Genomic DNA, 23,808 nt, shown 5'->3' with positions numbered 1-23,808 from the left:
GACCTAGCGAGCGACGCCGTACCCGAGCTTCTTGATGCCGTAGACCTTGATCTTGTGCTGGAGCGTCCGCAGCGGCAGCTCGAGGCGACGCGCCGCCTCCGTCTGGTTCCAGTCGGACGCGCGCAGCGCCTCGAGCAGGAGCTCGGCCTCGATCTGCTCCAGGCGCGTCTTGAGGCCGACCGCGGGGGCCGCCGCCTGCCCCGGCTCGGACGAGCGCGGGGGGAGCGGCTCGGACGCGCGCTGGGAGAGGGCCGGCGCGACGCCGGGCTCGGACGCGCGCGAGACGTCGACGGCGCGAGAGGGCGTGGGCGGCGAGCTGGGAGAGGTCACCGCCAGGCGGATGCGCTCCGGGAGATCGCGCGCCATAATCGCGTCGCCCTCCGCGATCACCACCGCCCGCTCGATCGCGTTCCGGAGCTCACGCACGTTGCCGGGCCACGAGTAGCACTTCAGGAGGGCCAGCGCCTCGGGCGCGAGCGACTGGACCCTGCTGATGGTCGCCGAGTTCGCCTGCGCCAGGAAGCCCGCCGCGAGCGTCGCGATGTCGTCGCGGCGCGCGCGGAGCGGCGGGATGTTCAGCGTCATCGCGTTCAGCCGGTAGAGCAGATCGAGCCGGAACGTGCCCGCGTCGCACATCGCGTCGAGGTCGCGGTGCGTCGCCGCGATCACGCGGACGTCGACCTCCAGCTCCTTGGTCGCGCCGACGCGCGTCACTCGCTTGGTCTCGAGCACGCGCAGGAGCGCGGCCTGCGCTGCCGCGGGCAGCTCGCCGATCTCGTCGAGCAGGACCGTGCCGCCGGCGGCCGCCTCGAACACGCCCTTGTGCTGCTGGCTCGCCCCGGTGAAGGCGCCGCGCTCGTGGCCGAAGAGGGTGCTCTCGACGAGCAGCGCCGGGATCGCCCCGCAATTCACGCAGATGAGCGGCTCGCCGCGGCGCGGGCTGCCGTCGTGGATGAACCTGGCGAGGACCTCCTTGCCCGTCCCGGTCTCGCCGCGCAGGAGCACGGGGATCGAGGAGCGCGCGGCCCGCAGCGCCACCTCGACGAGCGATCGCATGAGCGGGCTCTTGGTCGCGAGGAGGTGGCCGTCGGCCTCCCACTGGCTCTCCGGCGGCGCGCCCGGCGGGCACGCCTCGTCGGGCGACCGGGTGCTGTCGACCTTCGGCGTGACGTAGACCAGCGCGCCCTCCGGGGGCGCGAGGCGCACGGGCTCGGCGGGGGCGGCGCTCCGCGACGCCTCGTGGCTGACCTCGATGAGCTTGTCGATGGACGTCGCGGCGTCGGGGGACACGGCGACCCCCGCGACCAGCACGGGCTCGCCCTCGCGGCGCGCGACGATCGCCTTCGCGAGCTCCTCGGCGAGCTCGGGGGTGACCTCGGGGAGCAGGATCTCGAGGGTGTCGGCGCTGTAGAAGGCGACGCGATCGACGGGCCTCAGCGCCTCGCGCACGCGGAGCCCCCAGTGGCGGAGGTGGCTCGCCTGCGCGCCGAGCGAGCGGACCACGACGAGCGCGAACTTGCGGCCGAAGAACCTGGACCGCACGATCTCGGCCTGGAGCGCGAAGCGGAGCGCGTCGGAGCCCTCCAGGCCGAACGGGGGCATCTCGCCCCCGGAGAGCACGTGGACCGACGCGACGATGCCGCCGAGCAGCACCTCGTCCCCGGCCTTGACCACGCCGCTCTCGACCCGCTGCCCTGAAATGCGCGTCCCGTTGCGCGAGCCGAGGTCCTCCACCACGACCTCGCCGCCCACGAGCGTGAAGCGCGCGTGCCGCCGCGAGATGCTCCTGTCCCGGATCACCACGTCGGCCGGGGCCTCCCTGCCGACGACGACGCCGACGCCGGGGCTCATCGGGGCCATCTCGACGCCGTCATGATGATAGACGAGCAGGAGCACACGCCGCTTCTCCGAGCGCGCGCCCTGGAGGAGCTCCCCTGTCTTGATGGACAGCGGCGCGGTCGTCGCCATGGGGCCGGTCCTGTAACCGCTCACACTGCCCAACTACGCCTCATTCCTCCCAACGGCAACCGGGAAGCGGCGGCGCCCCGGTCTTCGACGAAAGCGCGCGCGGGTGGCGAACGCGCGCGCAGCCTGGCGCTCTCCGCATGTCCGCACCACCCACCCACGCGCGCTTTCGTCGAAGACCCGGGGGCGCCGCGCGGGGCGTCCGCATGGTAAGGAGGTCGGATGCTCCGTCTCAACGCCGAATGGACACAGGTGCTCCGCCGGTACAAGGAAGACCACCAGGATCCACGCAACCAGGCGTGTCACCAGGTCGGCATACCGCTGATCGTCGCGAGCTTCCCCGTGGGCGCGACGCTCATCGGCCTCCCGCTCGCGGCCGCGATGTTCGCGACCGGCTGGGGCTTCCAGCTCGCGGGCCACTGCTTCGAGGGGAAGAAGCCGTCGTTCGTCGATGACAAGCGGAGCTTGATCATCGGCGTGCTCTGGTGTCTCGAGAAGTACGGCCTGCGCGTCTTCGAGGAGACGCCCGCCGAGGAGACGCCCGCCCCCTGACGCTCCTCGCCAGGCGCTTCCCGGGCGCCGTCCACGCGCACGGCTGTGACGCGGACAGATCGGCTTCCTGCATCAGAAAACCTGGAACATGGTTTTCTCTGCCACTGTGCTGCATTGCGCAAAGCTTTCTTGACGTGATGCACGCACGGTCGTACCTGTGTCGCGGGCGGGGGCGACGACTCTTCCTATTTCGGGTCCTCGGCGGGCACCACGCCCGCCGGCGCATCGACGTCCGTCCGCCCGTGCCTCTGTCCCGACGAGCTCGCGGAGCGTCGGGACCGGCACGCCGCAGGCGATGAGATGGACGAGGAGACGGGGGATGGGGGGTGCGGGGAGCATGAGGGGGAAAGTCGCCGTGATCACGGGGGGCACCTCGGGGATCGGGCTCGCGACGGCATCCGCGCTGGCGCGGCAGGGCGCCCGGGTGACCGTGCTCTGTCGCCGGACCGGCTCCGACGGCGCGAGGAAGCTCGCCGCGCTGAAGGTGCTCGGCGAGGTCCACCTCGTCGAGTGTGACCTCGGCCGGCTCGCGTCCGTGCGCGCGGCGGCCCGCCAGGTGGCCGACCGGTGCGGGGTCGTTCACCTGCTCGTGAACAACGCGGGCGTGTTCCTGCGCGAACGCGCGGAGTCGGCCGACGGCCTCGAGATGACGTTCCAGGTGAACTACCTGTCGCATTTCCTGCTGTCGAACCTGCTGCTCGACCGGCTCAAGGCCGCGCGCGACGCGCGCGTCGTCAACATGGTCGCGCCGGTGGACAGCATCCGGCTCGACTTCGATGATCTCATGTCGAAGCGCTCGTATTCGTTCCTCTCCGCCTCCGCGCGGTCGAAGCTCGCGCTCGTGCTCGCGGCGCGCCGCCTCGCGGAGAGGCTCTCGGGCACAGGAGCCCAGGTGCTCTGCTACTACCCTGGCCTCGTGCGCTCAGGGCTGTTCGAGGGGACCTCGCGCGTCCTCAAGGCGCTGATCGACGTCGTGGGCGCGACGCCGGCGCAGGCGGCCGCGAACCTGCTCGCGATCCTGGCCGACACGGCGCCCGCCGGGAGCCCCGCCTTCTTCGAGCGGACCAGGGCGAGGCCTCTCAAGGGAATGGCGACCGACGCGGAGGCGGCCTCGCGGCTCTGGGAGATGAGCTCGAGGCTCGTCGGCTTCACCTGAACGGAAGGGCCCCCCGGCTCACCGGAACCCCCGCTTCTTGAGCTCCGCGGCGAGCGACGACTGCACGCGCTCGACCTCCCGGCCGATGGCCCGGACCGCCTCCGTCGCGCTCTCGAGCGTCCCCGCGCGCGCCTCGCGATCGAGCCGGGCGCAGAGCTCCTTCAGGCTGGAGGCCGCGAGCGCGTCGGCGCTCTCGTAGAGCGCCCAGGCGAGCCGCTCGAGCTCGCCGAGCGCGCCCTGCGCCGCGGCCTCGCGCATCGAGGCCACCCGGGTCGGGGCCTCCGTGAGGAAGAGCTCGATCATCTCGGTGACAACGTCGGGCTCGACGGCGCGCAGCCCGCCCCGCGGCAGCGAGGACGCGGGCTGGCCGCGCTTCGACGTCGACGGGGGCGAGGGCGTGACCAGGGTCGGCGGAGCGAGCTCCACGCTCGGCGGCGCGCCGTCGAGGCGGGCGGCCTCGTACGCGCCGGACCGCGACGCCGCGCCGGGGGGCCGGCGCCCGCGGTCCGCCTCGTCCTGCCTCGGCGGCTTCGATGAGGCCGTCGCTCGCGCCGACCTCGGCGGGTGCGCGCGCGCCCCGGCGGACATGTGCTCCGGCGGCAGCCCTGCGAGCAGCCGCAGGCTCGAGTGCAGCTGCGCGCGCCGGATCGGCTTGATGAGCACGGAGTCGACCTCGGCGCGGCTGGGCGCCTCCCTGCCGACGTAGGTCATGAGGCCGACGCGAACGGGCGCGATCGCGGGGTCCGCCCTGATGCGCTGGAGCAGCATCAGGCCGTCGAGATCGGCCAGCTCGAGGTCGATCAGCACCATGTCGTAGGCGGCGCCGGCGTCTGCCGCCTCGCGCAGCGCAGCCAGGGCGGCGGCGCCGCTGCCCGAGGTGCGGCACGCGAGCCCGAGCTCCTCGCTCAGCTTTCGCACCACCTGACGCACCGAGCCGCTGTCGTCGACCACGAGCACCCGCTTCCCGGGCAGGTCGATGCGCGGGATGAGCGCGCGCTCCGCGCCGCGCGCGCGCCGCTCGAACGGCAGCGCGAACGAGATCCCATGCCGGCGCGCATCGATGTCCGCGGGCTCGCAGAGCTCGCCGCCCATCGCGACGACCAGGCGCTTCGCGACGGCCATGCTGGACGCCACGCCGAGGTCCCGCCCGGACGCAGGCCGCGCTCCCCCGCCCGGCGCGCCCGCTGCCCCCGGCGCCGCCGCGCCGTCCGCGCGCCCTGCGCCGCCCGCGAGGCGCACGTCGAAGCGCACCCGCGCGCGCGCTCGCTCGGGCGCGCCGTCGAGCCTGCCCTTCGCCTCGTCGTTGCGGGCCGCGTCCAGCGCGGCGCGCACCAGCACCTCGCCTCGGGGCGCCGCGCCGATCGCGGTCGCCACGACGTTCAGCAGGATCTGCCGCAGCCGCGCGGCGTCGCCGCGCACCGCCGCCGGCACGTCCGGCTCGACGTCGAGCACGAGCTCGGTCCCCTCGTCATGCGCGCGATCGCCGAGCAGCTCCGCGGCGTCCTCGATCACCCGGCGCAGATCGAAGTCGGCGTGATCGACGGGCAGCCCGCGGCCGTCCGGCTGGCCGAGCGAGATGAGATCGTCGACCATCGAGAGCACCGCGTCGCCGCTGCTCCGGATGCGCCGCGCCCAGGCGCGCTGCTCCGGATCGAGCTCGCTGTCGAGCAAGAGGCTGCTGAACCCGACGATCCCGCCGAGCAACGCCCGGATCTCGTGCCGCATCTGCGCGACGGCGCTCGCCTCCCCCTCCTGATGGGCGGGCGCCCATGGCCGCGCGGCCGGCGCCTGCGGCGCGAGCGCGCGCTCCGCGGACTCGCTGCTCCTCGTGCCGGGGCTGCTCTCTGGACCGCTCCGGCGCTGCTCTTTGCCTGCCATCGACGCCCCGCCACGCCGCGGTCGCCCGCCCCACGCGGACCCCACGACGCCGGAGCTTCAAGTGTACTGCTTACAATGCCCCGGAGAGAAGCTCGCCGTGCGCGCCGCGACGACCGCTCCGCGCCGTGCGCGCGCCAAGCACGCGGGGTTTGCGCGGCTTTTGCGCGCTGTTCACGCCATTTCACGCCATGTCGGCTCCCGCGCCCCGCGCCACGGCGGGGGCGCTCGGCGGCGCCTCCCACGGTTCACGAGGCCCACGGAGGCGACACGCGTCCCCGAGCGCCGTCACGACGACGCGCTCGCGATCGACCGCCGCTTCGGCCGAGAGCACGCTGACGGCCGACGGGTCCTCGGACGACGCGAGCGCGCGCCGGCTGTGCCCGAACAGGCGCAGGAGCAGCTCCGGCGGGGCGAAGTCGAGGTCGCTCTCGTGGACGAAGAGCCGCCCGAGGTGCTCGGCGTAGGCGCTGGCGAGCACTTGGAAAGGGATCCTGTCGAAGGCGAGCGCGCGCCGGCGGCTCGCGGCCGCCGACCCGAGCAGCGCCGCGAAGAGGGTCGTGTAGATGGCGCGGAGCCTGATCCGCATCGAGGCCGGGCTGCGCTTCAGGGCCTCGCGCAGGAAGTGGACGTTGAGCGGGACGTGGAACGACTCGTCGCGCGTCAGGATCGTCAGCATCTGGCGCACCGCCGGGTACCGGGCTTCCCGCAGCGCGAGGCGGTAGGTCGTCGAGCCGATGGTCTCGAACATGAGGTTCGTGAGCACGATCGTCTCCACCCGCTTCGCGCGGCCGTACAGGCGATAGAAGGTGCCGGTGACGCGGCCCATGGGCCGGACCTCGCCGCCGATGTACGCGAGGAACTTCGTGAGCAGCTCGCGGTGCCACCCCTCCTCGTCGCCGTAGAGCCGCAGGCACTCACCGAGCTCGGGGTCCCAGCCGCTCACCTCGTCGGCCAGCGCATGCGCCTGCATGAGGCCGGACTCCTCGGCGCGGAACGCGGCGTTGAAGAAGGCGATCGCGGCCTGGCGCTCTCCCTCGCTCTCCCACGGGATCGGCCGGGAGAGGTCGAGCTCTTCGTCGTACATCCGCTCCGCGCGGCGGCGCAGCATGCTGAGCCACCACGAGGTGGCGCGCTGGACGGGGGGCTTGCGGGAGGTCGGCTGGGACGCTGCAAAAAGCATCGGGCAAGGACCCCGTCGGTGACGGAGGAGGAGCCGTCTCCTCGATCGCACACGACGGGATGGGACGGGCGGCACCATAGCGCAGTTGCTCGGCGCGGCGCACCCGGGAGCGCGGCGCGCCCGAGCGCGCGCCGCGGGCGGAAGGCTGCTCGGGGGCGACGGCTCCCTGCGCGCTCGATCGACGGGCCGACGGCGGCGGCGGGGCGGCGCCGGGGCGGACGGCCCGGGGGGCATGTCGCTCGGGTCACACGCGCGCCGCGCAACCGTACGTACCCGTACGTAACCGTACGTAACCGTACGTGACGCTACGCAGCGCCGCGCGACGCCGCGCGAGACCCCCGCGCAGGCCGAGGCGCGCGTTCGCCGCCGAGGCGCGCTTTGTACGCCCCTCCGGGTGGGATACCATAGTCGACCCACTGTGTTCTTCGAGCAGCTCGAGCTCCCCCTCGGAGGGCTCTATCCCCAGACCGAGCCCACGCGCATCCCACGGACCCGGCGCGTCTTCGTCAACCGCAACCTCAAGCTTGCGGGGATCGACTGGGTCGGCTTCGACATGGACTACACCCTGGCGATCTACAACCAGACCGAGATGGACAACCTCTCGATCCAGGGGACCGTCACGAAGCTCGCCGCGCGAGGCTACCCCGAGGAGATCCTGCGGCGCCTCCGCTATCCGATCCACTTCCCGATCCGCGGCTTGCTGATCGACAAGCGCTTCGGCCACGTGCTCAAGATGGACCGGTTCAAGGTGGTCCAGCGCGGGTACCACGGCCTCCGGGAGCTCACGAAGGACGAGCTCCGGTCGCTCTACCAGCACCGCAAGATCCGGCCGAACACCGCCCGCTACCACTGGATCGACACGCTCTACGCGCTGAGCGAGGCCACGCTCTACGCCGGCATCGTCGACGCCCTCGAGGAGCGCGGCGTCGCGCTCGACTACGCGCGGCTGTTCACCGACATCCGCGAGTGCATCGACGAGGCGCACCGGGACGGCACCATCCTCGACGTCGTCCTGTCCGACCTGCCGCGCTTCGTCGAGCGCGACCCGAGCCTGGCGCAGACGCTCCACAAGTTCCGCTCGGCGGGCAAGAAGCTCTTCTTGCTCACGAACTCGCGCTGGCCGTTCACCGAGAAGATGATGACGTACCTGCTCGGGGACGCGATGCCGGAGTACCCGAGCTTCCGGCACTACTTCGACGTCATCGTCGTCGCCGCGCAGAAGCCGGCGTTCTTCCAGGAGCGCCGCCCGCTCCTCATCCGCGACGGCGCCGAGCCCCGCCCCGCCACGGCCCCGCTCGAGCGCGGCGCCATCTACGAGGGCGGCAACCTCAACGACTTCGAGAAGTTCCTGAACATCTCCGGCGACCGGGTCCTCTACGTCGGCGATCACATCTACGGCGACATCCTCCGCTCCAAGAAGGAGAGCGCGTGGCGCACGGCGATGATCATCCAGGAGATGGAGGCGGAGGTCGCCGCCCACGAGTCCTGCCGCCGCGAGCACATGGAGAGCGCCCTGCTCGAGGGGCGCCGCGAGGAGCTCGAGGACCAGCTGCGCTTCTACCAGCAGCGCTACAAGGACCTCACCCGCAAGATCGAAGAGGAGCAGCAGAAGAGGAACGGCGCGACCAACGGGGGCGGAGCGCCGCTGCTCGCGGAGGCGAACGGCGAGCACGTCCAGATCGACTACGCGACGTCGTTCTACGAGGCCGAGCGGGGCCGCACCAAGCGCGCGGTCGAGCGTATCCGCGGCCAGCTCCGGGCCGTCGACGCGGAGGTCGGCAAGCTGGAGCGCGAGATCGCCCGCCGCTTCCACCCCTACTGGGGCTCGCTGCTCAAGGAGGCGAACGAGACGTCCAGCTTCGGCGATCAGGTCGAGGAGTACGCCTGCATCTACACGTCCCGCGTCTCGAACCTGCTCGCCTACTCGCCGCTGCAGTACTTCCGGAGCCCGCGCGACCTGATGCCGCACGAGCTCTGATCGCCGAGGCCTCCGCGCCGGTGCGCGGGCGCCGCATGAGGAGATCGCCATGAGCATCGCCCGCCCTCGCCCGCTGTTCGTCGCGCTCGTCGCCCCCGCCCTCCTCGTCGCAGGCTCCGCCGGGTGCGGCAAGCGGGCCTGCTTTCACTGGACCCCGCTCGAAGGGGCGTGCCCGTCGAGCGACGAGGCGCGCGTGTTCTTCGAGAACCCAGGCTGCGTGAGCGCCATCGAGTCCATCGACAGCGAGGCGGATTTCGACGGCGAGCTCTGCTGCTACGACGTCACCACGGTCGACACCGGCGACGAGGAGTGCACGACGGTGCTGGGGCCCATGTCCGGCAGCGCGGGCGGCGGACGCCCCCCCATCCCCAAGTAGCCTGGGGGCGCAGCGCGCGGCCCGCGCCGCGTCACTTGCAGCAGCGGAAGCCGGTCGAGTAGTCGTGGTACCCGCGCGCGTGCGCGGTGGTCTTGTACTCGCAGCCGTCGCCGTGCGTGGCGCTGTCGAGGTAGTAGCCGCCGCGGAAGGTCCCGCGCGGCGCGCTCGTCCACTCGTGCAGGTTGCCCACCATGTCGTGGACGCCGAAGCTGCTCTTGCAGCGGCGGAACGCGCCCGAGGGCGCCAGCGTGCCCGGGAGCTGGTTCAGGCGGGCGTCGTTCATGTTGGCCCACGTGAACGCCGACTGCGGGGCCTCGCCCCCCTGGCCGAAGTAGCGGTTGAACGACGAGACGCCGCTGTCGTTGCAGGCGCCGCGCTCCCGCTCGCGTCCGTAAGGGAACACCGTGGCGCGCTTGCCCCTGCACGCGGTGACCCACTCGTCGTCCGTGCAGAGCCGCTTGCCGGCGTTCTTGCAGGCCGCCTCGGCCTGATCCCGGCTGATGTACGCCTGCGGCTTCACGCCGCGCCGGCTCACCGCCTTCACCTTCAGCTTGCCGACCGGCTCGAACGGCGAGTGCCGGCGCTTTCCGCCGCCGGAGAGCAGCTCGACCGTGCTCGCCTCGAAGCGGTCGATGCAGAACGTCCCACGCACCGAGGCCATTCCCGCGGGGCACGCGGCGCGCGCGGCGGCGGCCGCCCGGGGGCTCGGTAGCCCGAGGACCGCGAGGCCGAGCGCCGCGACGCCCGCGGCGAAGGCCGGCGAGCGCGCGAACGACAGGGCGGGCCGGCGCGCGAGGGGGTGAGACGGGAAAGGGGGTCGCATCGCGGAGGGGCCCGGGCCCGGGGTGAGCCTCTGGCCATAGCCGATCCCCGGCGCGGCGGGCAATTCGCTGCAGCTGGCAGAGGCGGGCCCGGACGCGCGCTGCTGGCGCTGGACGAGCGGGCGATTTCGGTCACGCTGGCGCTCCCATGACAGCCACCGCCCCGCCCGCCGCCGGCGCCACCGCCGCGGGCTCGCCAGGCGATCTTCCCACGGCCCTGCTCCGGAGCTCCCCCGCCGACTTCATCGTCGAGGAGCTCCCCGCCTACGCGCCGAGCGGCCGCGGCGAGCACGTGTTCGTGACCTTCCGCAAGACGGGGCGCACCACGCTCGACGCGGTCCGGGCCATCGCGCTCGCGCTCGGGGCCGACCCGGGCGGCGCCGGCTTCGCCGGCATGAAGGACCGGCACGCGATCACGACGCAGACCGCATCGTTCCAGCTCCCCCTCGCGCAGGATCCGGCGCCCCTGCTCGAGAAGGCCGAGCTGCCCGGGATCGAGGTCCTCGCGGTCGCCCGGCACGACAACAAGCTCAAGCCGGGGCACCTCCTCGGCAACCGGTTCCGGATCGCGCTCCGGGGCATCGCTCCCGCGGCGCTCCCGCTCGCCGAGCGCCGCCTCGCCGAGATCGGCCGCGCCGGCGTGCCGAACGCGTTCGGGCCCCAGCGGTTCGGGAGGAACGGCGACAACCCCGAGCGCGCGCTCGCGTGGATCGCGGGCCGGGAGCGCGGGCCCCGCGACAAGCGCGAGCAGCGGCTGCTCTTCTCGGCGCTCCAGTCGCTCTGGTTCAACGAGGTGCTCGCGCGCCGCGAGGCGGACGGCACCTGGAGCGCCGTGCTCCCCGGCGATCTCGCCAAGAAGCGCGACAGCGGCGGGCTGTTCCTCGTGCCGCTCGAGGGCCCGGAGCTCGCGGACGCCGAGGCGCGCGCCGCCGCGCTCGCGATCTCGGCGACCGGCCCGATGTTCGGCCGGAAGATGCGCTGGCCCGAGGGCGCCCCGGGCGCGCTGGAGCGCGAGGTGCTCACCGCGGCGATCGGCGACCCCCGCAGGCTCGACGCGTTCGCCCACGCCGGAGAAGGTACGCGGCGTCCGCTGCGCCTGGAGGTGGACGGCCTCGAGGTATCCACCCCGGAGGCGGCCGCCGGGGGGGCGGCCGCCGGGGAGGCGGCGGTGAGCGCCGCCTCGCCGGGAACAGCGGACGATCCGGATGTACGGCACGGAATCGTCGTCTCGTTTGTGCTACCGAAGGGCGGCTACGCGACGACCGTCCTTGGGCGAGTCTTCCGACTCGTCGACGCCTCCGCCCCCCGGCCCTCCATCGGCAGGCCGGGGGCGGGCAGCGCCCCTCCTCCGGAGGAGGACGAAGTCGAGGAAGGGCAGCCCACCGTCGACCCGTAGAGGCTCTTCGAAGCGCGGCTCCCCCCACCCCCCATCGGAAAGGCACCAAGGAACAAGATGAACCTCGTCGAGTGGCTGCAGCGCATCATGGTCGGATTCGGGGCCGCCTGGGTCATGTGGCTGATGATCGCGCTCAGCGTCGTCTCGGTCGCCATCATCCTGGAGCGCGCCTGGTTCTTCTGGTCGCTCCGCGACGATCTCACCCTCCTCGCGCGGGACCTCAAGACGTCCCTCGACGACTCGATCGAGGCGGCGCGTCGGCGGATGGACGCCTCGCCCTCGGCCGAGGCGGCGGTCGTCGCGGCCGGCCTCGCGGTGGCGCACCAGGGGCCCGAGGCGGCCGAGGAGGCCATGGCGGGCGCCGCGGCGCTCCAGCGCATGAAGCTCGAGCGGCGCCTCGCCTACCTGGGCACGCTCGGCAACAACGCGCCGTTCATCGGGCTGTTCGGCACCGTCATCGGCGTGGTCGGCGCCTTCGACGCGCTCGGCCAGGCGGCGAAGACGCCGGTGGCGCAGGCCACGTCGCAGGCGATGGCGCCGCAGGCGGTCATGTCGAGCATCGCCGAGGCGCTCGTCGCGACCGCGGTCGGCCTCGCGGTCGCCATCCCGGCCGTCGCCGCGAACAACTTCTTCCAGCGCATGATCAAGTCGACGCTCGCCAACACCGAGGCGCTGACGCGCGTCCTGCTCGCGCACCTCAAGATCGATCCGGCGTTCGCCGGGGCCGCGCCCGCCGCCGCCGTCGAGCAGCCGCGCGGCAAGGCCGCGAGGGCGTCGCGGCAGGAGGAGCCCAAGAAGGGCGGCGCGGGCGGCGAGGAGGAGCGCTGATGGCCGCCACGAGCCGCAACGACGATGACGAGATGATCAGCGGCATCAACGTCACGCCGCTCGTCGACATCACCCTCGTCCTCCTCATCATCTTCATGGTGACGGCGAAGATCATCGTCTCGCAGTCGCTCCCCCTCGACCTGCCGAAGGCGGCGCAGGGGCAGGAGGTGCAGCTCATCTTCGGGCTCGAGCTGCACGCGAACGGCGACACGCTCGCCGACGGCAAGAAGCTCGCGAGCGAGGACGCCATCCTGCCGATCGCGCGCGAGGCCCAGGCGAAGAACCCGGAGCTCCGCGCCGTGATCCGCGCCGACACGACGGTCCCGCACGGCCGGGTGATCCGCGCGCTCGATCTGCTGAAGCAGGCCGGCGTCTCCAAGATCGCGTTCGGCGTGACGCCGATCGCGCCCGAGGCCGGCGCGGCCCCGGGTACGGCGGCGGGGTCCCCCGCCGCGCCTCCCCCGGCAGCCCCCGCGCCCGCAACCCCGAGCCCCGCGCCGTGAGCGCGCCGAGCGAGAGCTTATGAGCCAGGTCACGAGCGATCGCGCCGCGGGGGCGGTCCACGACGGGCGCCGCCGAGGCAAGCGCGGCGACGCTGAGCCCGGGGGCGCCCTCGATCCCTCGACCCCCCTCGCCTCGCCGGCGCGGGCAGGCGCCGGCGATCGCCGGGGCGGCGCGGACCCGCTCGCCGCGGTGCTCGCCCTCGGCGACCGCGCGTCGCGCGTGGGCGCCTTCCTCGGGGTCACGCTGGCGCTCACGAGCCACGGCGCGGCCTCGGCCCGGGCCATCGTCTCGGGGTCGCTGCGCGACATGCGGCACGTGGTCGAGGAGATGCGCACCGGCATCCACGACTACCTCTGGGCGATCTACGAGATCGACATCCCGCCGCCGAAGGTCGAGGCGCCCAAGCCGCCGGAGCCCGAGCCGCCGCCGCCGGCGCCCGAGCCCGAGCCCGTCCCCAAGGTCGCGCCGCCTCCCCAGGCGAACACCCCGCCGCCCAAGGACGACCCGTACGAGCCGCCGCCAGCCGCCGCCGAGGCCACGAAGGTCCTGACGAAGGAGCCGGATCCGGAGGAGGTCCTCGACATGACCGATCAGGGGATCGCGAGCGGCGAGGGGCAGGGCGTCGGCTACGGCCAGGTGGCCGGCGCGGGCACGGCGAAGACCCCGACATTCAACCCGAACGCGAAGGTCGGAGGCGTCGTCGGCGGCAAGGGCACGGGCGCCCCCGCCCCGCCCCCGCCCCCCGCAGGGCCGGATCGCTCCGCGCCGCCCGGGCTGATCGGCAGCAGCAACTGGAACTGTCCTTTCCCTCCGGAGGCCGACGTCGACCAGATCGACCAGGCGAAGGTCGTCCTCATGGTCACCGTGCGCCCCGACGGCAGCCCGCTCTCGGTCAAGGTCGTCAGTGATCCTGGACACGGCTTCGGTCGCTCCGCGCGCATGTGTGCGCTCGGCCGTCGCTACAACCCCGGCAAAGATCGCTCGGGCGCCGCGATCGCCGCCACGACGCCGCCCATCACGGTGACGTTCACGCGCTAGCTGCTCGCCGCGAGCTCCCTTTAAATTCGCTCCGCGCCCTTCGCCTCGGTTATCCTCGTCGGCGGCTTGTGATCGTCCCCGAACGGATCGAGCAGCTCTCGAAGGTCCCCCTCTTCAAGGGCCTCACCCCGGCCGCGCTGGAGCTCATCTCGCGCGTCGCGAGCGAAGAGACGCACGCCCTCGGCACCAAGATCTTTCAGCACGGGGATCCGGGCGACAAGCTCTACATCCTGCTCGAAGGCAAGGTCCGGATCAGCCGGGAGATCGCCGGGATCGGCGAGGAGGCGCTTGCGGTGCTCGGCCCGGGCGCCGTGTTCGGCGAGATGGCGCTGCTCGACGAGGCCCCCCGCTCCGCCGACGCGCGCGTCCACGAGCGCTGCCGGTTGCTCACCGTGTCGAAGGACGCGTTCGAGGACCTGCTCTTCCTGCACAAGGAGCTCGCGTACGAGGTCCTCTGGAACGTCGTCCGGATGCTCGTCCAGCGGCTCCGCGAGACGAACAACAAGCTCACGTTCCTCTCCGTCTCAGGCAAATTCGAGTAGAGTGCCGGCCAGATCGCCCGGCGACCGTGGGCGCGCGCCAGCGCGGCGCGGCCTGCCGCACGGGGGGCGGCGTTCGGGTCGAACTCAACGTTCCTTGGAGGACCATGGCAGCCAGAATGAAGCACGCAGCGCTCGCCCTCGCGCTCTGGATGGGCGCCTTCGCAGGAGCCTGTGGCTCCAGCACGCCGCCGCCCGAGACGGCGGCCGACAAGAACGACTTCGACGGCGAGTCGAGCCCGGACGAGGGCAAGGCGACCGCCGACGCCGAGGGCGCGAAGCCCGCGAAGCCGGAGGCGACCGCGGAGGCGCACGAGGAGGAGCAAAAGGCTCCCGCCAAGTCGACGCCGATCCAGGCGACCAAGTTCGAGGCGGATCTGAAGAAGATCGGGATCAACCTCAAGAAGATCCCCGCGCTCGAGAAGCTCCCGGCGGGGCAGAAGAAGAAGGTGATGCCGCTGCTCCAGAAGGCGCTCGGCTACGACACCTGCGAGGGCTGCCACGTCGAGGGCGACTTCAAGAAAGAGACGCGGGACATGAAGATCGCCCGCGAGATGTGGCGCAACTTCGTGGTGCCGCTCCGCAGCGAGAGCGGCGGAACCCTCTTCTGCGACAGCTGCCACGCCGGGAACGAGCACGTCCTGAACCGCAAGGACAAGAAGGCCCTGCAGGCGTTCATGGAGGAGGAGTACGAACACAAGCTCTCTCGAGCGAACAAGGAGGACATGGAGTGCGGCACGTGCCACGGCGACGCCATGGAAACCAAGATCATCGAGAAGCTCTGGAACATCCCGAAATGACGGCAGCCGCCTGGACGACGCGCGAGGCGCCGGTCCAGCCGCGGGGCACGACGGAATCCGGCGAAGCCCCCTCGCCGTGCCCGCCGACCGGTTGTTAGCCGTCTTACTTTTCGGCAGGAGCGGCCTCGGGCCTGCCCGCGCTCCGATCTCGCACCAGCGTCCCCTTCCAGCCTGCGCCGGCGCTCGGCCGCCTCATCATTGACAACAGATCGCCATGACGGTGGGTCATGCACCGTTTTCGTACTAGATAGGCGGCATGTGCGGTGTGTTCGGAATCTTTGGCCACCCCGAGGCGGCCAACATGGCCTACCTCGGGTTGCACGCGCTCCAGCATCGAGGGCAGGAATCCGCGGGGATCGTCAGCAGCGACGGGGAGCGCCTCTTCGGTCACCGCTCCATGGGGCGGGTGCAGTCCGGCTTCTCTCCGACCGATCTCGCGACGCTGCCCGGCGATCGCGCCATCGGCCACGTCCGCTACTCCACCGCGGGCGGCTCGCACCTGAAGAACGCGCAGCCGCTCGGGGTCGACTACGCGCGCGGCTCGCTGGCGGTCGCGCACAACGGCAACCTCACGAACCATGAGGCCCTGCGCGATCGGCTCGAGGCGCGCGGCTCGATCTACCAGACCGCGAGCGACACCGAGTCGATCGTCCACCTCATCGCGATGAGCAAGAAGGAAGCGCTGCGCGACCGCATCGCGGAGGCGCTCACGCAGGTGGAGGGCGCGTACTCTCTGCTCTTCCTGACCGAGCGCGAGCTCATCGCCGTGCGCGATCCGCGCGCGATCCGGCCGCTCTGCCTGGGCGAGATGGAGAGCGGGAGCGGCGTCACCCACGTGGTCGCGAGCGAGTCGACGGCGTTCGACCTCATCGGCGCGCGCAAGGTGCGCGACCTCGCGCCGGGCGAGATGCTGATCGTCAGCGCCGACGGCGTGCGCTCCGAGTTCCCCTTCGCGCAGGAGCAGCGAAAGCTCTGCATCTTCGAGCACGTCTACTTCGCCCGGCCCGACTCGACCATCCAGGGCGTGAGCGTCTACGAGGTCCGCAAGGCGTTCGGCCGGCGCCTCGCCGCCGAGCAGCCGATCGAGCCCGGCGACGATCTCGTCGTGATCCCCGTGCCCGACTCGGGCGTGCCGGCGGCGATCGGCTTCGCCGACCGCGCGCGCGCCCCCTTCGAGATGGGGCTCATCCGCAGCCACTACGTCGGCCGCACGTTCATCGAGCCGCAGCAGTCGATCCGGCACTTCGGCGTCCGGCTCAAGCTCAACCCGAACCGGGCGGTGATCGAGGGCAAGCGGGTCGTCGTCATCGACGACTCGATCGTCCGCGGGACGACGAGCCGGAAGATCGTCAAGATGATCCGCGACGCCGGCGCGCGCGAGGTGCACGTCCGCATCTCGAGCCCGCCCACGCGATGGCCCTGCTACTACGGGATCGACACGCCGACGCGGTCGGAGCTCATCGCCTCGAGCCACTCGGTGGACGAGATCACCAGCTACCTGACGGCCGACAGCGTCGGGTACCTCTCGCTGGAGGGCCTGGTCGAGAGCGTGCGGTCTCTCGAGGCGCGCGCCGGGGACGCCGCGGGCGCGCGGCCGTCGGCGGAGAGCTACTGCCACGCGTGCTTCTCCGGGAGCTACCCGATCCCCTTCACGCCGGCCGCGCCGAACCGGCAGCTACGGATGGTGAGCGGTTGACGCTGCCCCGCTCCGGCGCCGAGGGGCCTCCGATGACCGAGGGGACCGCCGATCACGAGAGCGCGGATCGCGCCGCCGCCTCGGCGCCGCTCTTCGCCCGCGTCGCCGACGAGGTCTCGATCTACGAGGTGAGCCCGCGGGACGGGCTCCAGAACGAGGCGGCGATGATCCCGATCGAGGGCAAGCGGCGGCTCATCGCGGCGCTCGTCAGCGCCGGTCTCCGCAGGATCGAGATCACGAGCTTCGTGTCGCCGAAGTGGGTGCCGCAGCTCGCCGACGCCGAGGAGCTCGCGCGGACGCTCCCGGCGGAGCAGGGCGTGACCTTCAGCGCCCTGTGCCCGAACGCGCGCGGCCTCGAGCGCGCGCTCGCGGTGGGCCTGCGCGAGATCGCCGTCTTCCTGAGCGCGAGCGAGGCGCACAACCGCGCCAACATCAACAAGTCGATCGACGACACGCTCTCGGTGTTCTCGGAGATCGTCCCTCCGGCGCGCGAGGCGGGCCTCGCCGTGCGCGCCTACGTCTCGACCGTGTGGGGCTGCCCGTACGAGGGCGACGTCGACCCTGCCCGGGTCGTGCGCATCGCGGAGCGGCTCATCGACCTCGGCTGCTACCAGGTGTCCCTCGGCGACACGATCGGCGTCGGCACCCCGCGGCAGACGCACGACATCGTCCGCCGCTTCCTCGACGCGATGCCGCCCGAGCGGTTCGCGCTGCACCTGCACGACACGCGCGGCACGGCGCTCGCGAACATCCTGGTCGGCCTGGAGCTCGGGGTGCGCGACTTCGACGCGTCGGTGGCGGGCGTCGGCGGCTGTCCCTACGCGCCGGGCGCGGCGGGCAACATGGCGACGGAGGACCTCGTGTTCATGCTCCACGGGATGGGCGTCCGGACCGGCGTCGATCTCGACAAGGTGATCGAGGCGGGGAACGTCGCCGAGCAGGTCATCGGCCGCCCGCTCCCGGGCAAGGTCCACCGCGCCGGCCCGTTCCGGCTCCGCCGCCAGCCGACCCGGGGCTGAGCGCGGCCCAGCGGGGCGCATCTTCGTGCGCTACGGGCTCATCCGCGTCGTTCGGCTCGCTGCGGCGTACTTTCGTACGCCTCACTCGCCTGCCTAGCGGCTGAGCCCGTATCCCACGAATCTGCACCCCGCTGGAGGGGTACCCGCGCCGCGCCAGGCCCCGCGAGGCCGCCGTCAGTCGCCCGCGATGCACCCGAGGCGCGTGAAGAAGACGTGGTGCTCGCCGCCCTCGCGATCGTCGCGGAAGAGGATGCCCACGTCGCCCTCCGGCCCGAACGTCGCGACCGGGCCGATGCTGTCGCGGGGCGCGAAGGTGAGCCGCTGCTCCGCGCTGATCGGCGCGAGATCCGCGTTGACCGTGACCGCGTAGAGCTCGTAGCCGTCGTTCTGATCGCGGTCGTCCGAGTAGATCGCGAGCAGCCGATCGCCGAGCGGGCGCAGGAACGGGTACCTGGAGCGGAAGGGCCCAGGGTCCGAGATGGGCGTGGGCGGCGTGAGGAGCTCGCCGTCCTCCGAGACCGCCGCCGCGTAGATGGCCTTGAGGCTCGCCGACTTGTCGAACCACGCGATGACGTAGCGATCGCGGTTCCAGACCACCGTCGGGTAGACCGCGTCGGTCTCGCCGGTCGTCAGCGTGACGACCTCCGAGCGCGGATCGAGCTCGGCGGTGAACGTCCGGAACTGGATGAAGTGCGTGGCCGCGTCGCCCGTGGACCACGCGACCCCGATGCCGCCCAGGCCGGCCGCCGCGGAGGGCGCCTCGTTGCCGAAGCCGTTCGACGCCTCCGTGAGCTGGACGTTGTCGCCGATCAGGTTGCCGTCGATGTCGATGCGCTGCGCGAACAGATCGAAGAGGCCGTTGCGCTCGTCCTGCCAGACGGGGATGAACTCCGCGTCGTTCCAGGTGAGCGTCACGTTGACGGAGAAGCCGGGCGCCTTCGAGATCCGCCGATCGCCGCCCTCCACCTTCTGGCCCTTCTCGTCGAGCAGGGAGAAGTACACCTCGTAGTCGCCGTCGCGCCGGTCCTGCCAGGCGGCGCCGTACCGATCGCCGACCCACACGATCGGCCCGCCGGAGGCGTCGCCGTTCTTCGGCGTGATGATCTCCTCGCCCGGCGCGAGCGGCTGCCCGTCGACGCTGATCATCGACCGGTACACGTTGAAGCCCTGCGCGGTCCCGGTATAGAGCGACGCGTACGACGTCCCGCTCCAGGCGAGCCCGCCAGCGCCGGCCGGCGCGATGTCGCCCGAGATGCGGGTCGCGTCGGTGTCGAGCGGCACGAAGCGCGCCCCGTTGTCGACCGTGCCGTCGCAGTCGTTGTCGACGCCGTCGCAGATCTCGATCCCCCCAGGGAAGGCCGCGGCGCTCGCGTCGTCGCAGTCGTCGCCGCACGCGAGCGGCTCGCCAGGGATCGTGCCGGGCAGCGCCGCGCGGAAGCCGTCGCCGTCGCTGTCGAGCGTCGACGGCCCGTAGACGCACGCTCCGGTCGCGCTCTCGCACGTGTCCTTGGTGCAGGGATCGCTGTCGTCACAATCCACCGGCTCCAGCGCGACGCACTCCCCGCCGCGCCGCGGGGCCGCGCCCTCGGACGAGGGCGCCGCGCCGCCGTCGGGCTGCCCCGCCTCGAAGAGCCGGCAGAACACAGGCTCGCAGAGATCCTCGATGCCGGGACAGTCGGCGTCCACCTCGCACTCCGGCGCGGGCGGCGGGATGTTCAGCCCCGTCCGCGCCCCGCACCCTCCTGAGAGCGACCCGCCGCCAAGAACCGCCCCGAACAGGGCCGCCGCCAGCGCCGCCTTCCGGCGCGCGCGCCGACCCAGGGCGTACGTCGTCACAGACATCCGCCCATCCCCGCGACGTCGATCGGCTCGCACACGAACCCCGGATCACAGCTGTGGTCGCCGCTGAGCGCGCAGAGCTCGACGCACTGGGTGCCCGAGCCGGTCACCACGCAGGCGAACCCGGCGCCGCACTGGCTGCCGCCGCTGCACGGATCGCCCTGACGGCCTGGACCGGCCGGCGCGCAGTACGCGCCGTAGATCTCCTGCCCGCACGGCTCGTCCGGATACTGCACGTAGATGAAGCACCCATCTCCCGGGGCGCAAAAGCCGCTCGACTGATCGTACGGATCGCACGCGAAATCGGTGACCGGCGGCCCGGTGTCGGGGCAGCCGGGGTCTTCGTACTCTTCGAGCGGATCCCTCCCCGGGTCCGAGCCGCCCCCGCCGTCCGCAGACGGCGGAGCGCCGGCTTCGCCGCGGCCCCCGCCGCCTGCGGACGGATCGTCCACGATCACTGTCTGGCCGCAACCGACAGCGAGACCGAGCCCAGGGAGCGGTACGCAGAGGAGTGTCAGGAGGAGCGAGAAGCGGCGTCGCATGTCGCCATGCTATCGATTCCTCGCGCGCCCGCCATGCATTTGGCAGCGATGGCAGTGTCCTGACGCCACGACGAGCGGTGGATCGTTTCCCCCAGGCTGCAATCCCACTTGCCTGTTGGCCGGCGCTCTGATGTATCTCTCAACAATGCACACGCGCAACCTGCTCACCATCGCACTCCTCGCAGCTCCCCCTCTGGCGCTCGCCCCCCTCATGGCGTGCGGCGGCGATGACGGGACGGGGGGAGGTGGAGCGAGCTCCTCCAGCACCACCTCGAGCAGCTCCGGCGAAGGCGGCGGCGGTGAAGGCGGCGGCGGTGAAGGCGGCGCTGGCGGCGCTGGCGGCGCTGGCGGTGGAGACGGCGGCAGCGGCGGCGGCGTGGTCCCCGGTGAGCCCGCCGGCCACCTGCTGATCTCGGAGATCGCCGTCAAACCTGGAGCGGGCGAGTTCATCGAGCTCTGGAACCCGACCGAGGCCGAGCTCGACCTCACCGACTACTACCTTTCGGACAACAGCGTTTATTATGCCATCACCACGGGTACCGCCTTCGCGCCGACCGGCAGCGCAGGGACGGACTTCCTCGTCCAGTTCCCCCCCGGGACCATGATTCCTGCGGGCGGACGCCTCGTGCTGGCGAGCGATGACGGCTTCGAGATCGAGTACCAGCGGTGCGCCGACTTCGCCCTGGACGAGACGCCCATCCCCTGCGGGGGGGAGGACGTGCCGCCCATGATCGCGCCCACGAACGGCGCCCTCGGGGCGCAATCCGGCGCGCTGCTCACCGACGGCGGAGAGATGGTGGTTCTCTTCAAGTGGGACGGCACGGAGGGCAGCCCGCTCCAGGACGTCGATTACGTCATCTGGGGCCAGGAGCTGGGGAACTCGGCGATGGTGTACAAGACAGGCAAGACCGGTTATGCCGATGACACCGCGCGCGGCAGCCAGCGGCCGGCCGCGGCCGCCGGCAGCGGGGCGAGCATGGTCCGCTGTAGCGATCTCGAGTTCGGCGAGCTCTCGACCGAAGGCAACGGCATCAGCGGGCACGACGAGACGAGCGAGTGGCTCGACGTCAGCTTCACGGTGACGTCCACGCCGACGCCCGGCGAAGAGAACGACTGCCCGTGAGCGCGCCCGCTCCGAGCTCGGCTCCTCGCCGCGGGGCGGCGGGAGCCCGGGCTCGGCGCGGGGTGCCTCGAACCGATCACTGCCGGGTGATCGTCACCTTCTTGATGACCGGCGGGGTGACCGGGCGTTCGCCCTTGACCTCGACGCCGGCCAGCTTGTGGACGAGCTCCTCGGGCCCGCACTCACCGAAGATGGTGTAGCCGTTGTCGAGGTGGAACGCCGCCGCGTCGGTGATGAAGAACTGCGCGGAGTTCGTGTTCTTGCCGCGGTTCGCCATGCACAGGAGCCCCGCGCGATCGTGGCTGCCGTCCTCCCACACCTCGTCGGGGATGACGTAACCGGCCTCGCCGGTGCCGTTCTTCTTCGCGTCGCCGCCCTGGATCATGAATCCCTTGATGATGCGGTGGAAGATGGTCCCGTCGTAAGCGGGCTTCTTCTCCCATTTCCCCTCCGGCGTCTTCCAGGGCCTGATCCCCCGCGCCAGGCCGACGAAATTCGCGACGGTGATCGGGGCCTTGTCGTCCAGCAGCTTGCAGGACAGCGTGCCGAGATCGGTCTCGATCGACGCGGTCAACGTCTTGCCCGGCGGGAGCCCCTTGGTGGCGTCGTCGAGCGTCCACTTGCCCTTGACCGGGTCGTCCTCGCTGGGCTTGACCTCGGCGACCGGCTTCGCGGTGACCTTGCGCTTCTGCGGCTGAGGGCGCGCCTTCTCCGCCGTGTCCGCCTTGCCTCCGGCCAGCCCCGTCGACGCAGGCGTGGTCTTCGACTTCGGCGCTTCTTCGGCCGTGGGCTCGGGGGTCTTCGAACATCCCGCGAGGGCCGAGAGCGTGGCGAGGGTGGCGATGGACTGAATGGCGAGGGTTCGAGCGTTCATCGTGCGACGATTTCCCGCGTCGCGGTCCAGCGGTCAAGGACGAGCGTCGCCGTGGTAGGAAGCGGCATGAGCTCGCGCTGCGCCCTCGCGACCCGTCCGTTCACGTCCACCACGTCCGCCTCGCTGGCCATTCCCGCCGCGCTCGCCTCGCTCGTTCCCGCCCTGGGCGCGCTGCTGCTCGGGATCGCCCTGGGCGCGTGCGAGCGCCGCGTCGACGAGCCGCTCCCGCTCACGCCCAGCAGCGACGTGGGCGACGTTACGCCGCCCGCCTCGACCGGGACGCCGCCCGCCTCGACCGTGGGGCGGGACGCCGGCCGCTGCATCCAGCCGACGCCGTCGGCGCCGGAGCGGCCGTCTCCAAGGCTCACCGGCCCGGATCCGGCGTGCCCCGAGGACCCGACCGGCCCGTTCCAGCTCGCGACCGGCAAGGTGACCTTCCTCGAGGCCAAGGCCCCCGATGTCACCGTCGAGATCGCCAGGAGAGAGCAAGAGCGCGCCCGCGGCCTCATGTACAGGACGAGCATGGCGGAGAACCGCGGGATGATCTTCGTCTTCCAGCAGCGGAACAATCACTCGTTCTGGATGCACAACACGTGCATCCCGCTCGACATGCTGTTCATCGACAGCGACGGTACGATCGTCGGTATCGAGGAGAATACCCCGACGCTCAACGACTCGACCTTCGACGTCGGATGTCCGTCGACGTACGTCCTCGAGCTGAACGCCGGCTGGGCGCGGCGCCACGGCGTCGTCGCGGGCCAGAAGGTGCGGCTCGAGGGGATCTGACGCGCGCCCGAGCGGCGGCTCCTCGGCCGGAGCGTCGTTTATATCCCCGTGAACAGACCGAGCTGGCGCGGGGGAGCCGGCGGCCCGAGCGACGAGCGCGCCGCGCCGGGCGGAGGGGCCGGCGGCGCCGCCGCGTCGAGGACGAGCGGCCCCCGAGGCGGCGCGGCGACGAGGCGCGTGCGCCGGCCGACGAGCGCGTCACGGGCGGCGTCGAGCGCGAGCTCCGGGCGGTTGTTGACCTCGGAGAGGTGCATCAGCGCGACCGTGTGTGTGCTGCCGGGCAGCGCCGCGAGCAGCTCGCACGCCTGCGCGTTCGACAGGTGGCCCCGCGCCGAGCGGATCCTGCGCTTGAGGTGCTGCGGGTACGGGCCGGCCTCGAGCAGCCCCGCGTCGTAGTTCGACTCGAGCATCAGCACGTCGCAGCCGGCGACGTGCTCCAGGAGCCCCGGAGGGACCTCGCCGAGATCCGTCACGAGCGCGGCCCGCCGCGCGCCGTCGTCGACGACGAGCGCGACCTGCGCCGCGTCGTGCGGCAGCGGCCTCGGCGAGAAGGTGAGCGCGCCAACCGCGAACGGCTCGCGCGACGAGAAGCCCCGGACGCGCTCTGGATCGCCGAGCTCCGCCGCGCGCGCGGTCGCCTCCGAGGCGTAGATCGGGATCTTGTGCTTCTTGTTGTACCTGGCGGCCACGCCGACGTGGTCGGCGTGCGCGTGCGTGATGACGATCGCGTCGGGCAGCAGCCTGCCGTCCGCGCCGCCCGCGGCCGCCGCCGAGAGGCACTGCTCGAGCACCCGCGGCCCGACGCCCGCGTCCACGAGGACCCGCGTGCCGCGGGAAGCGAACAGCGTGGCGTTGCCTCCGCTCCCGCTCGCGATGATGGTGATCTTCATACCGGGCTCCGGGGACCGGGCGACAGGC

22 protein-coding genes are annotated in these 23,808 nt (G+C 72.2%); 14 read left to right on the top strand and 8 right to left on the bottom strand.

Annotated features, from left to right (window positions below):
• Positions 1-3: 3 nt before the first annotated feature.
• Positions 4-1,968 (bottom strand): sigma 54-interacting transcriptional regulator, encoded by a 1,965-nt coding sequence (locus ACSRUE_RS26620; protein ID WP_441286036.1) that lies wholly within the window; start codon positions 1,966-1,968, stop codon positions 4-6.
• Positions 1,969-2,187: 219 nt separating this feature from the next.
• Here ACSRUE_RS26620 and ACSRUE_RS26615 point away from each other — a divergent pair, with 219 nt between their 5' ends.
• The gene (locus tag ACSRUE_RS26615) at positions 2,188-2,517 is read left to right on the top strand and encodes an Mpo1-like protein (RefSeq protein ID WP_437766994.1); all 330 of its coding nucleotides are present in this window, start codon (positions 2,188-2,190) and stop codon (positions 2,515-2,517) included.
• A 337-nt stretch (positions 2,518-2,854) separates the two neighbouring features.
• Entirely contained in the window at positions 2,855-3,673 is an 819-nt protein-coding gene (locus ACSRUE_RS26610; protein WP_441286035.1) for an SDR family NAD(P)-dependent oxidoreductase, read from the top strand.
• A gap of 18 nt (positions 3,674-3,691) precedes the next feature.
• Here the strand turns inward: ACSRUE_RS26610 and ACSRUE_RS26605 are convergent, their stop codons facing one another.
• Complete coding sequence (locus ACSRUE_RS26605; RefSeq protein WP_441286034.1) at positions 3,692-5,551, bottom strand: ATP-binding response regulator; 1,860 nt, start codon at positions 5,549-5,551, stop codon at positions 3,692-3,694.
• A gap of 181 nt (positions 5,552-5,732) precedes the next feature.
• On the bottom strand, positions 5,733-6,659 hold the full coding sequence (locus ACSRUE_RS26600) for a ferritin-like domain-containing protein (protein ID WP_441286033.1): 927 nt from the start codon (positions 6,657-6,659) through the stop codon (positions 5,733-5,735).
• A 490-nt stretch (positions 6,660-7,149) separates the two neighbouring features.
• Between ACSRUE_RS26600 and ACSRUE_RS26595 the strand changes: the two genes are divergently transcribed.
• Together ACSRUE_RS26595 and ACSRUE_RS26590 are read left to right on the top strand one after the other, a co-directional pair.
• On the top strand, positions 7,150-8,709 hold the full coding sequence (locus tag ACSRUE_RS26595) for an HAD-IG family 5'-nucleotidase (protein ID WP_437766990.1): 1,560 nt from the start codon (positions 7,150-7,152) through the stop codon (positions 8,707-8,709).
• A gap of 49 nt (positions 8,710-8,758) precedes the next feature.
• Positions 8,759-9,085, top strand: coding sequence for a hypothetical protein (locus tag ACSRUE_RS26590; protein WP_441286032.1), 327 nt, complete (start codon positions 8,759-8,761; stop codon positions 9,083-9,085).
• A gap of 31 nt (positions 9,086-9,116) precedes the next feature.
• On the opposite strand, the gene ACSRUE_RS26585 is transcribed toward ACSRUE_RS26590, so the two are convergent.
• Positions 9,117-9,908, bottom strand: coding sequence for a formylglycine-generating enzyme family protein (locus ACSRUE_RS26585; protein WP_441286031.1), 792 nt, complete (start codon positions 9,906-9,908; stop codon positions 9,117-9,119).
• Positions 9,909-10,054: 146 nt separating this feature from the next.
• Here ACSRUE_RS26585 and truD point away from each other — a divergent pair, with 146 nt between their 5' ends.
• The 8 genes from truD to ACSRUE_RS26545 all read left to right on the top strand — a co-directional run bounded on the left by truD (position 10,055) and on the right by ACSRUE_RS26545 (position 17,726).
• Positions 10,055-11,302: a tRNA pseudouridine(13) synthase TruD gene (gene truD / locus ACSRUE_RS26580; RefSeq protein ID WP_437766987.1), complete on the top strand. Its 1,248-nt coding sequence runs from the start codon at positions 10,055-10,057 to the stop codon at positions 11,300-11,302.
• Between the two features lie 57 nt (positions 11,303-11,359).
• Entirely contained in the window at positions 11,360-12,130 is a 771-nt protein-coding gene (locus tag ACSRUE_RS26575) for a MotA/TolQ/ExbB proton channel family protein (RefSeq protein WP_441286030.1), read from the top strand.
• Positions 12,130-12,633: an ExbD/TolR family protein gene (locus ACSRUE_RS26570; protein WP_441286029.1), complete on the top strand. Its 504-nt coding sequence runs from the start codon at positions 12,130-12,132 to the stop codon at positions 12,631-12,633. Before ACSRUE_RS26575 ends, ACSRUE_RS26570 begins: the two co-directional genes overlap by 1 nt.
• A gap of 19 nt (positions 12,634-12,652) precedes the next feature.
• Positions 12,653-13,672, top strand: coding sequence for an energy transducer TonB (locus tag ACSRUE_RS26565; RefSeq protein ID WP_441286028.1), 1,020 nt, complete (start codon positions 12,653-12,655; stop codon positions 13,670-13,672).
• Positions 13,673-13,740: 68 nt separating this feature from the next.
• A complete protein-coding gene (locus ACSRUE_RS26560; protein ID WP_012236950.1) occupies positions 13,741-14,214 on the top strand; it encodes a cyclic nucleotide-binding domain-containing protein in 474 nt (157 codons plus the stop codon).
• A gap of 104 nt (positions 14,215-14,318) precedes the next feature.
• Positions 14,319-15,011: a hypothetical protein gene (locus ACSRUE_RS26555; RefSeq protein WP_441286027.1), complete on the top strand. Its 693-nt coding sequence runs from the start codon at positions 14,319-14,321 to the stop codon at positions 15,009-15,011.
• A 256-nt stretch (positions 15,012-15,267) separates the two neighbouring features.
• On the top strand, positions 15,268-16,707 hold the full coding sequence (gene purF / locus ACSRUE_RS26550; RefSeq protein ID WP_441286026.1) for an amidophosphoribosyltransferase: 1,440 nt from the start codon (positions 15,268-15,270) through the stop codon (positions 16,705-16,707).
• Between the two features lie 32 nt (positions 16,708-16,739).
• A complete protein-coding gene (locus ACSRUE_RS26545; RefSeq protein WP_441286025.1) occupies positions 16,740-17,726 on the top strand; it encodes a hydroxymethylglutaryl-CoA lyase in 987 nt (328 codons plus the stop codon).
• Positions 17,727-17,900: 174 nt separating this feature from the next.
• Here the strand turns inward: ACSRUE_RS26545 and ACSRUE_RS26540 are convergent, their stop codons facing one another.
• Together ACSRUE_RS26540 and ACSRUE_RS26535 are read right to left on the bottom strand one after the other, a co-directional pair.
• The gene (locus tag ACSRUE_RS26540; protein ID WP_441286024.1) at positions 17,901-19,568 is read right to left on the bottom strand and encodes a putative metal-binding motif-containing protein; all 1,668 of its coding nucleotides are present in this window, start codon (positions 19,566-19,568) and stop codon (positions 17,901-17,903) included.
• The gene (locus tag ACSRUE_RS26535; RefSeq protein ID WP_441286023.1) at positions 19,559-20,107 is read right to left on the bottom strand and encodes a hypothetical protein; all 549 of its coding nucleotides are present in this window, start codon (positions 20,105-20,107) and stop codon (positions 19,559-19,561) included. Before ACSRUE_RS26535 ends, ACSRUE_RS26540 begins: the two co-directional genes overlap by 10 nt.
• 145 nt (positions 20,108-20,252) lie before the next feature.
• Between ACSRUE_RS26535 and ACSRUE_RS26530 the strand changes: the two genes are divergently transcribed.
• A complete protein-coding gene (locus tag ACSRUE_RS26530) occupies positions 20,253-21,230 on the top strand; it encodes a lamin tail domain-containing protein (protein WP_441286022.1) in 978 nt (325 codons plus the stop codon).
• Between the two features lie 76 nt (positions 21,231-21,306).
• On the opposite strand, the gene ACSRUE_RS26525 is transcribed toward ACSRUE_RS26530, so the two are convergent.
• Positions 21,307-22,104: a peptidylprolyl isomerase gene (locus ACSRUE_RS26525; RefSeq protein WP_441286021.1), complete on the bottom strand. Its 798-nt coding sequence runs from the start codon at positions 22,102-22,104 to the stop codon at positions 21,307-21,309.
• A 66-nt stretch (positions 22,105-22,170) separates the two neighbouring features.
• Between ACSRUE_RS26525 and ACSRUE_RS26520 the strand changes: the two genes are divergently transcribed.
• Positions 22,171-22,890: a DUF192 domain-containing protein gene (locus tag ACSRUE_RS26520; RefSeq protein ID WP_437944484.1), complete on the top strand. Its 720-nt coding sequence runs from the start codon at positions 22,171-22,173 to the stop codon at positions 22,888-22,890.
• A 38-nt stretch (positions 22,891-22,928) separates the two neighbouring features.
• Here ACSRUE_RS26520 and ACSRUE_RS26515 read toward each other — a convergent pair whose 3' ends face one another.
• Positions 22,929-23,780: an MBL fold metallo-hydrolase gene (locus tag ACSRUE_RS26515; RefSeq protein WP_441286020.1), complete on the bottom strand. Its 852-nt coding sequence runs from the start codon at positions 23,778-23,780 to the stop codon at positions 22,929-22,931.
• Positions 23,781-23,808 lie beyond the last annotated feature (28 nt).

Origin of the sequence: Sorangium sp. KYC3313, from assembly GCF_052075895.1 — a bacterium.
GTDB lineage: Bacteria > Myxococcota_A > Polyangia > Polyangiales > Polyangiaceae > Sorangium > Sorangium cellulosum_B.
Note: the sequence above shows the minus strand (reverse complement) of the source record. Positions and strands in the feature narration are given on the sequence as shown.

Coding starts and splice junctions, on each gene's coding strand:
- ACSRUE_RS26605 (WP_441286034.1), bottom strand. CDS start 5,551: ATGGCAGGCAAAGAGCAGCGCCGGAGCGGTCCAGAGAGCAGCCCCGGC.
- ACSRUE_RS26535 (WP_441286023.1), bottom strand. CDS start 20,107: ATGCGACGCCGCTTCTCGCTCCTCCTGACACTCCTCTGCGTACCGCTC.
- ACSRUE_RS26555 (WP_441286027.1), top strand. CDS start 14,319: ATGGCAGCCAGAATGAAGCACGCAGCGCTCGCCCTCGCGCTCTGGATG.
- ACSRUE_RS26620 (WP_441286036.1), bottom strand. CDS start 1,968: ATGGCGACGACCGCGCCGCTGTCCATCAAGACAGGGGAGCTCCTCCAG.
- ACSRUE_RS26570 (WP_441286029.1), top strand. CDS start 12,130: ATGGCCGCCACGAGCCGCAACGACGATGACGAGATGATCAGCGGCATC.
- ACSRUE_RS26575 (WP_441286030.1), top strand. CDS start 11,360: ATGAACCTCGTCGAGTGGCTGCAGCGCATCATGGTCGGATTCGGGGCC.
- ACSRUE_RS26515 (WP_441286020.1), bottom strand. CDS start 23,780: ATGAAGATCACCATCATCGCGAGCGGGAGCGGAGGCAACGCCACGCTG.
- ACSRUE_RS26530 (WP_441286022.1), top strand. CDS start 20,253: ATGCACACGCGCAACCTGCTCACCATCGCACTCCTCGCAGCTCCCCCT.
- ACSRUE_RS26610 (WP_441286035.1), top strand. CDS start 2,855: ATGAGGGGGAAAGTCGCCGTGATCACGGGGGGCACCTCGGGGATCGGG.
- ACSRUE_RS26520 (WP_437944484.1), top strand. CDS start 22,171: ATGAGCTCGCGCTGCGCCCTCGCGACCCGTCCGTTCACGTCCACCACG.
- ACSRUE_RS26615 (WP_437766994.1), top strand. CDS start 2,188: ATGCTCCGTCTCAACGCCGAATGGACACAGGTGCTCCGCCGGTACAAG.
- ACSRUE_RS26600 (WP_441286033.1), bottom strand. CDS start 6,659: ATGCTGCGCCGCCGCGCGGAGCGGATGTACGACGAAGAGCTCGACCTC.
- ACSRUE_RS26540 (WP_441286024.1), bottom strand. CDS start 19,568: ATGTCTGTGACGACGTACGCCCTGGGTCGGCGCGCGCGCCGGAAGGCG.
- truD (WP_437766987.1), top strand. CDS start 10,055: ATGACAGCCACCGCCCCGCCCGCCGCCGGCGCCACCGCCGCGGGCTCG.
- ACSRUE_RS26545 (WP_441286025.1), top strand. CDS start 16,740: ATGACCGAGGGGACCGCCGATCACGAGAGCGCGGATCGCGCCGCCGCC.
- purF (WP_441286026.1), top strand. CDS start 15,268: ATGTGCGGTGTGTTCGGAATCTTTGGCCACCCCGAGGCGGCCAACATG.
- ACSRUE_RS26565 (WP_441286028.1), top strand. CDS start 12,653: ATGAGCCAGGTCACGAGCGATCGCGCCGCGGGGGCGGTCCACGACGGG.
- ACSRUE_RS26585 (WP_441286031.1), bottom strand. CDS start 9,908: ATGCGACCCCCTTTCCCGTCTCACCCCCTCGCGCGCCGGCCCGCCCTG.
- ACSRUE_RS26590 (WP_441286032.1), top strand. CDS start 8,759: ATGAGCATCGCCCGCCCTCGCCCGCTGTTCGTCGCGCTCGTCGCCCCC.
- ACSRUE_RS26525 (WP_441286021.1), bottom strand. CDS start 22,104: ATGAACGCTCGAACCCTCGCCATTCAGTCCATCGCCACCCTCGCCACG.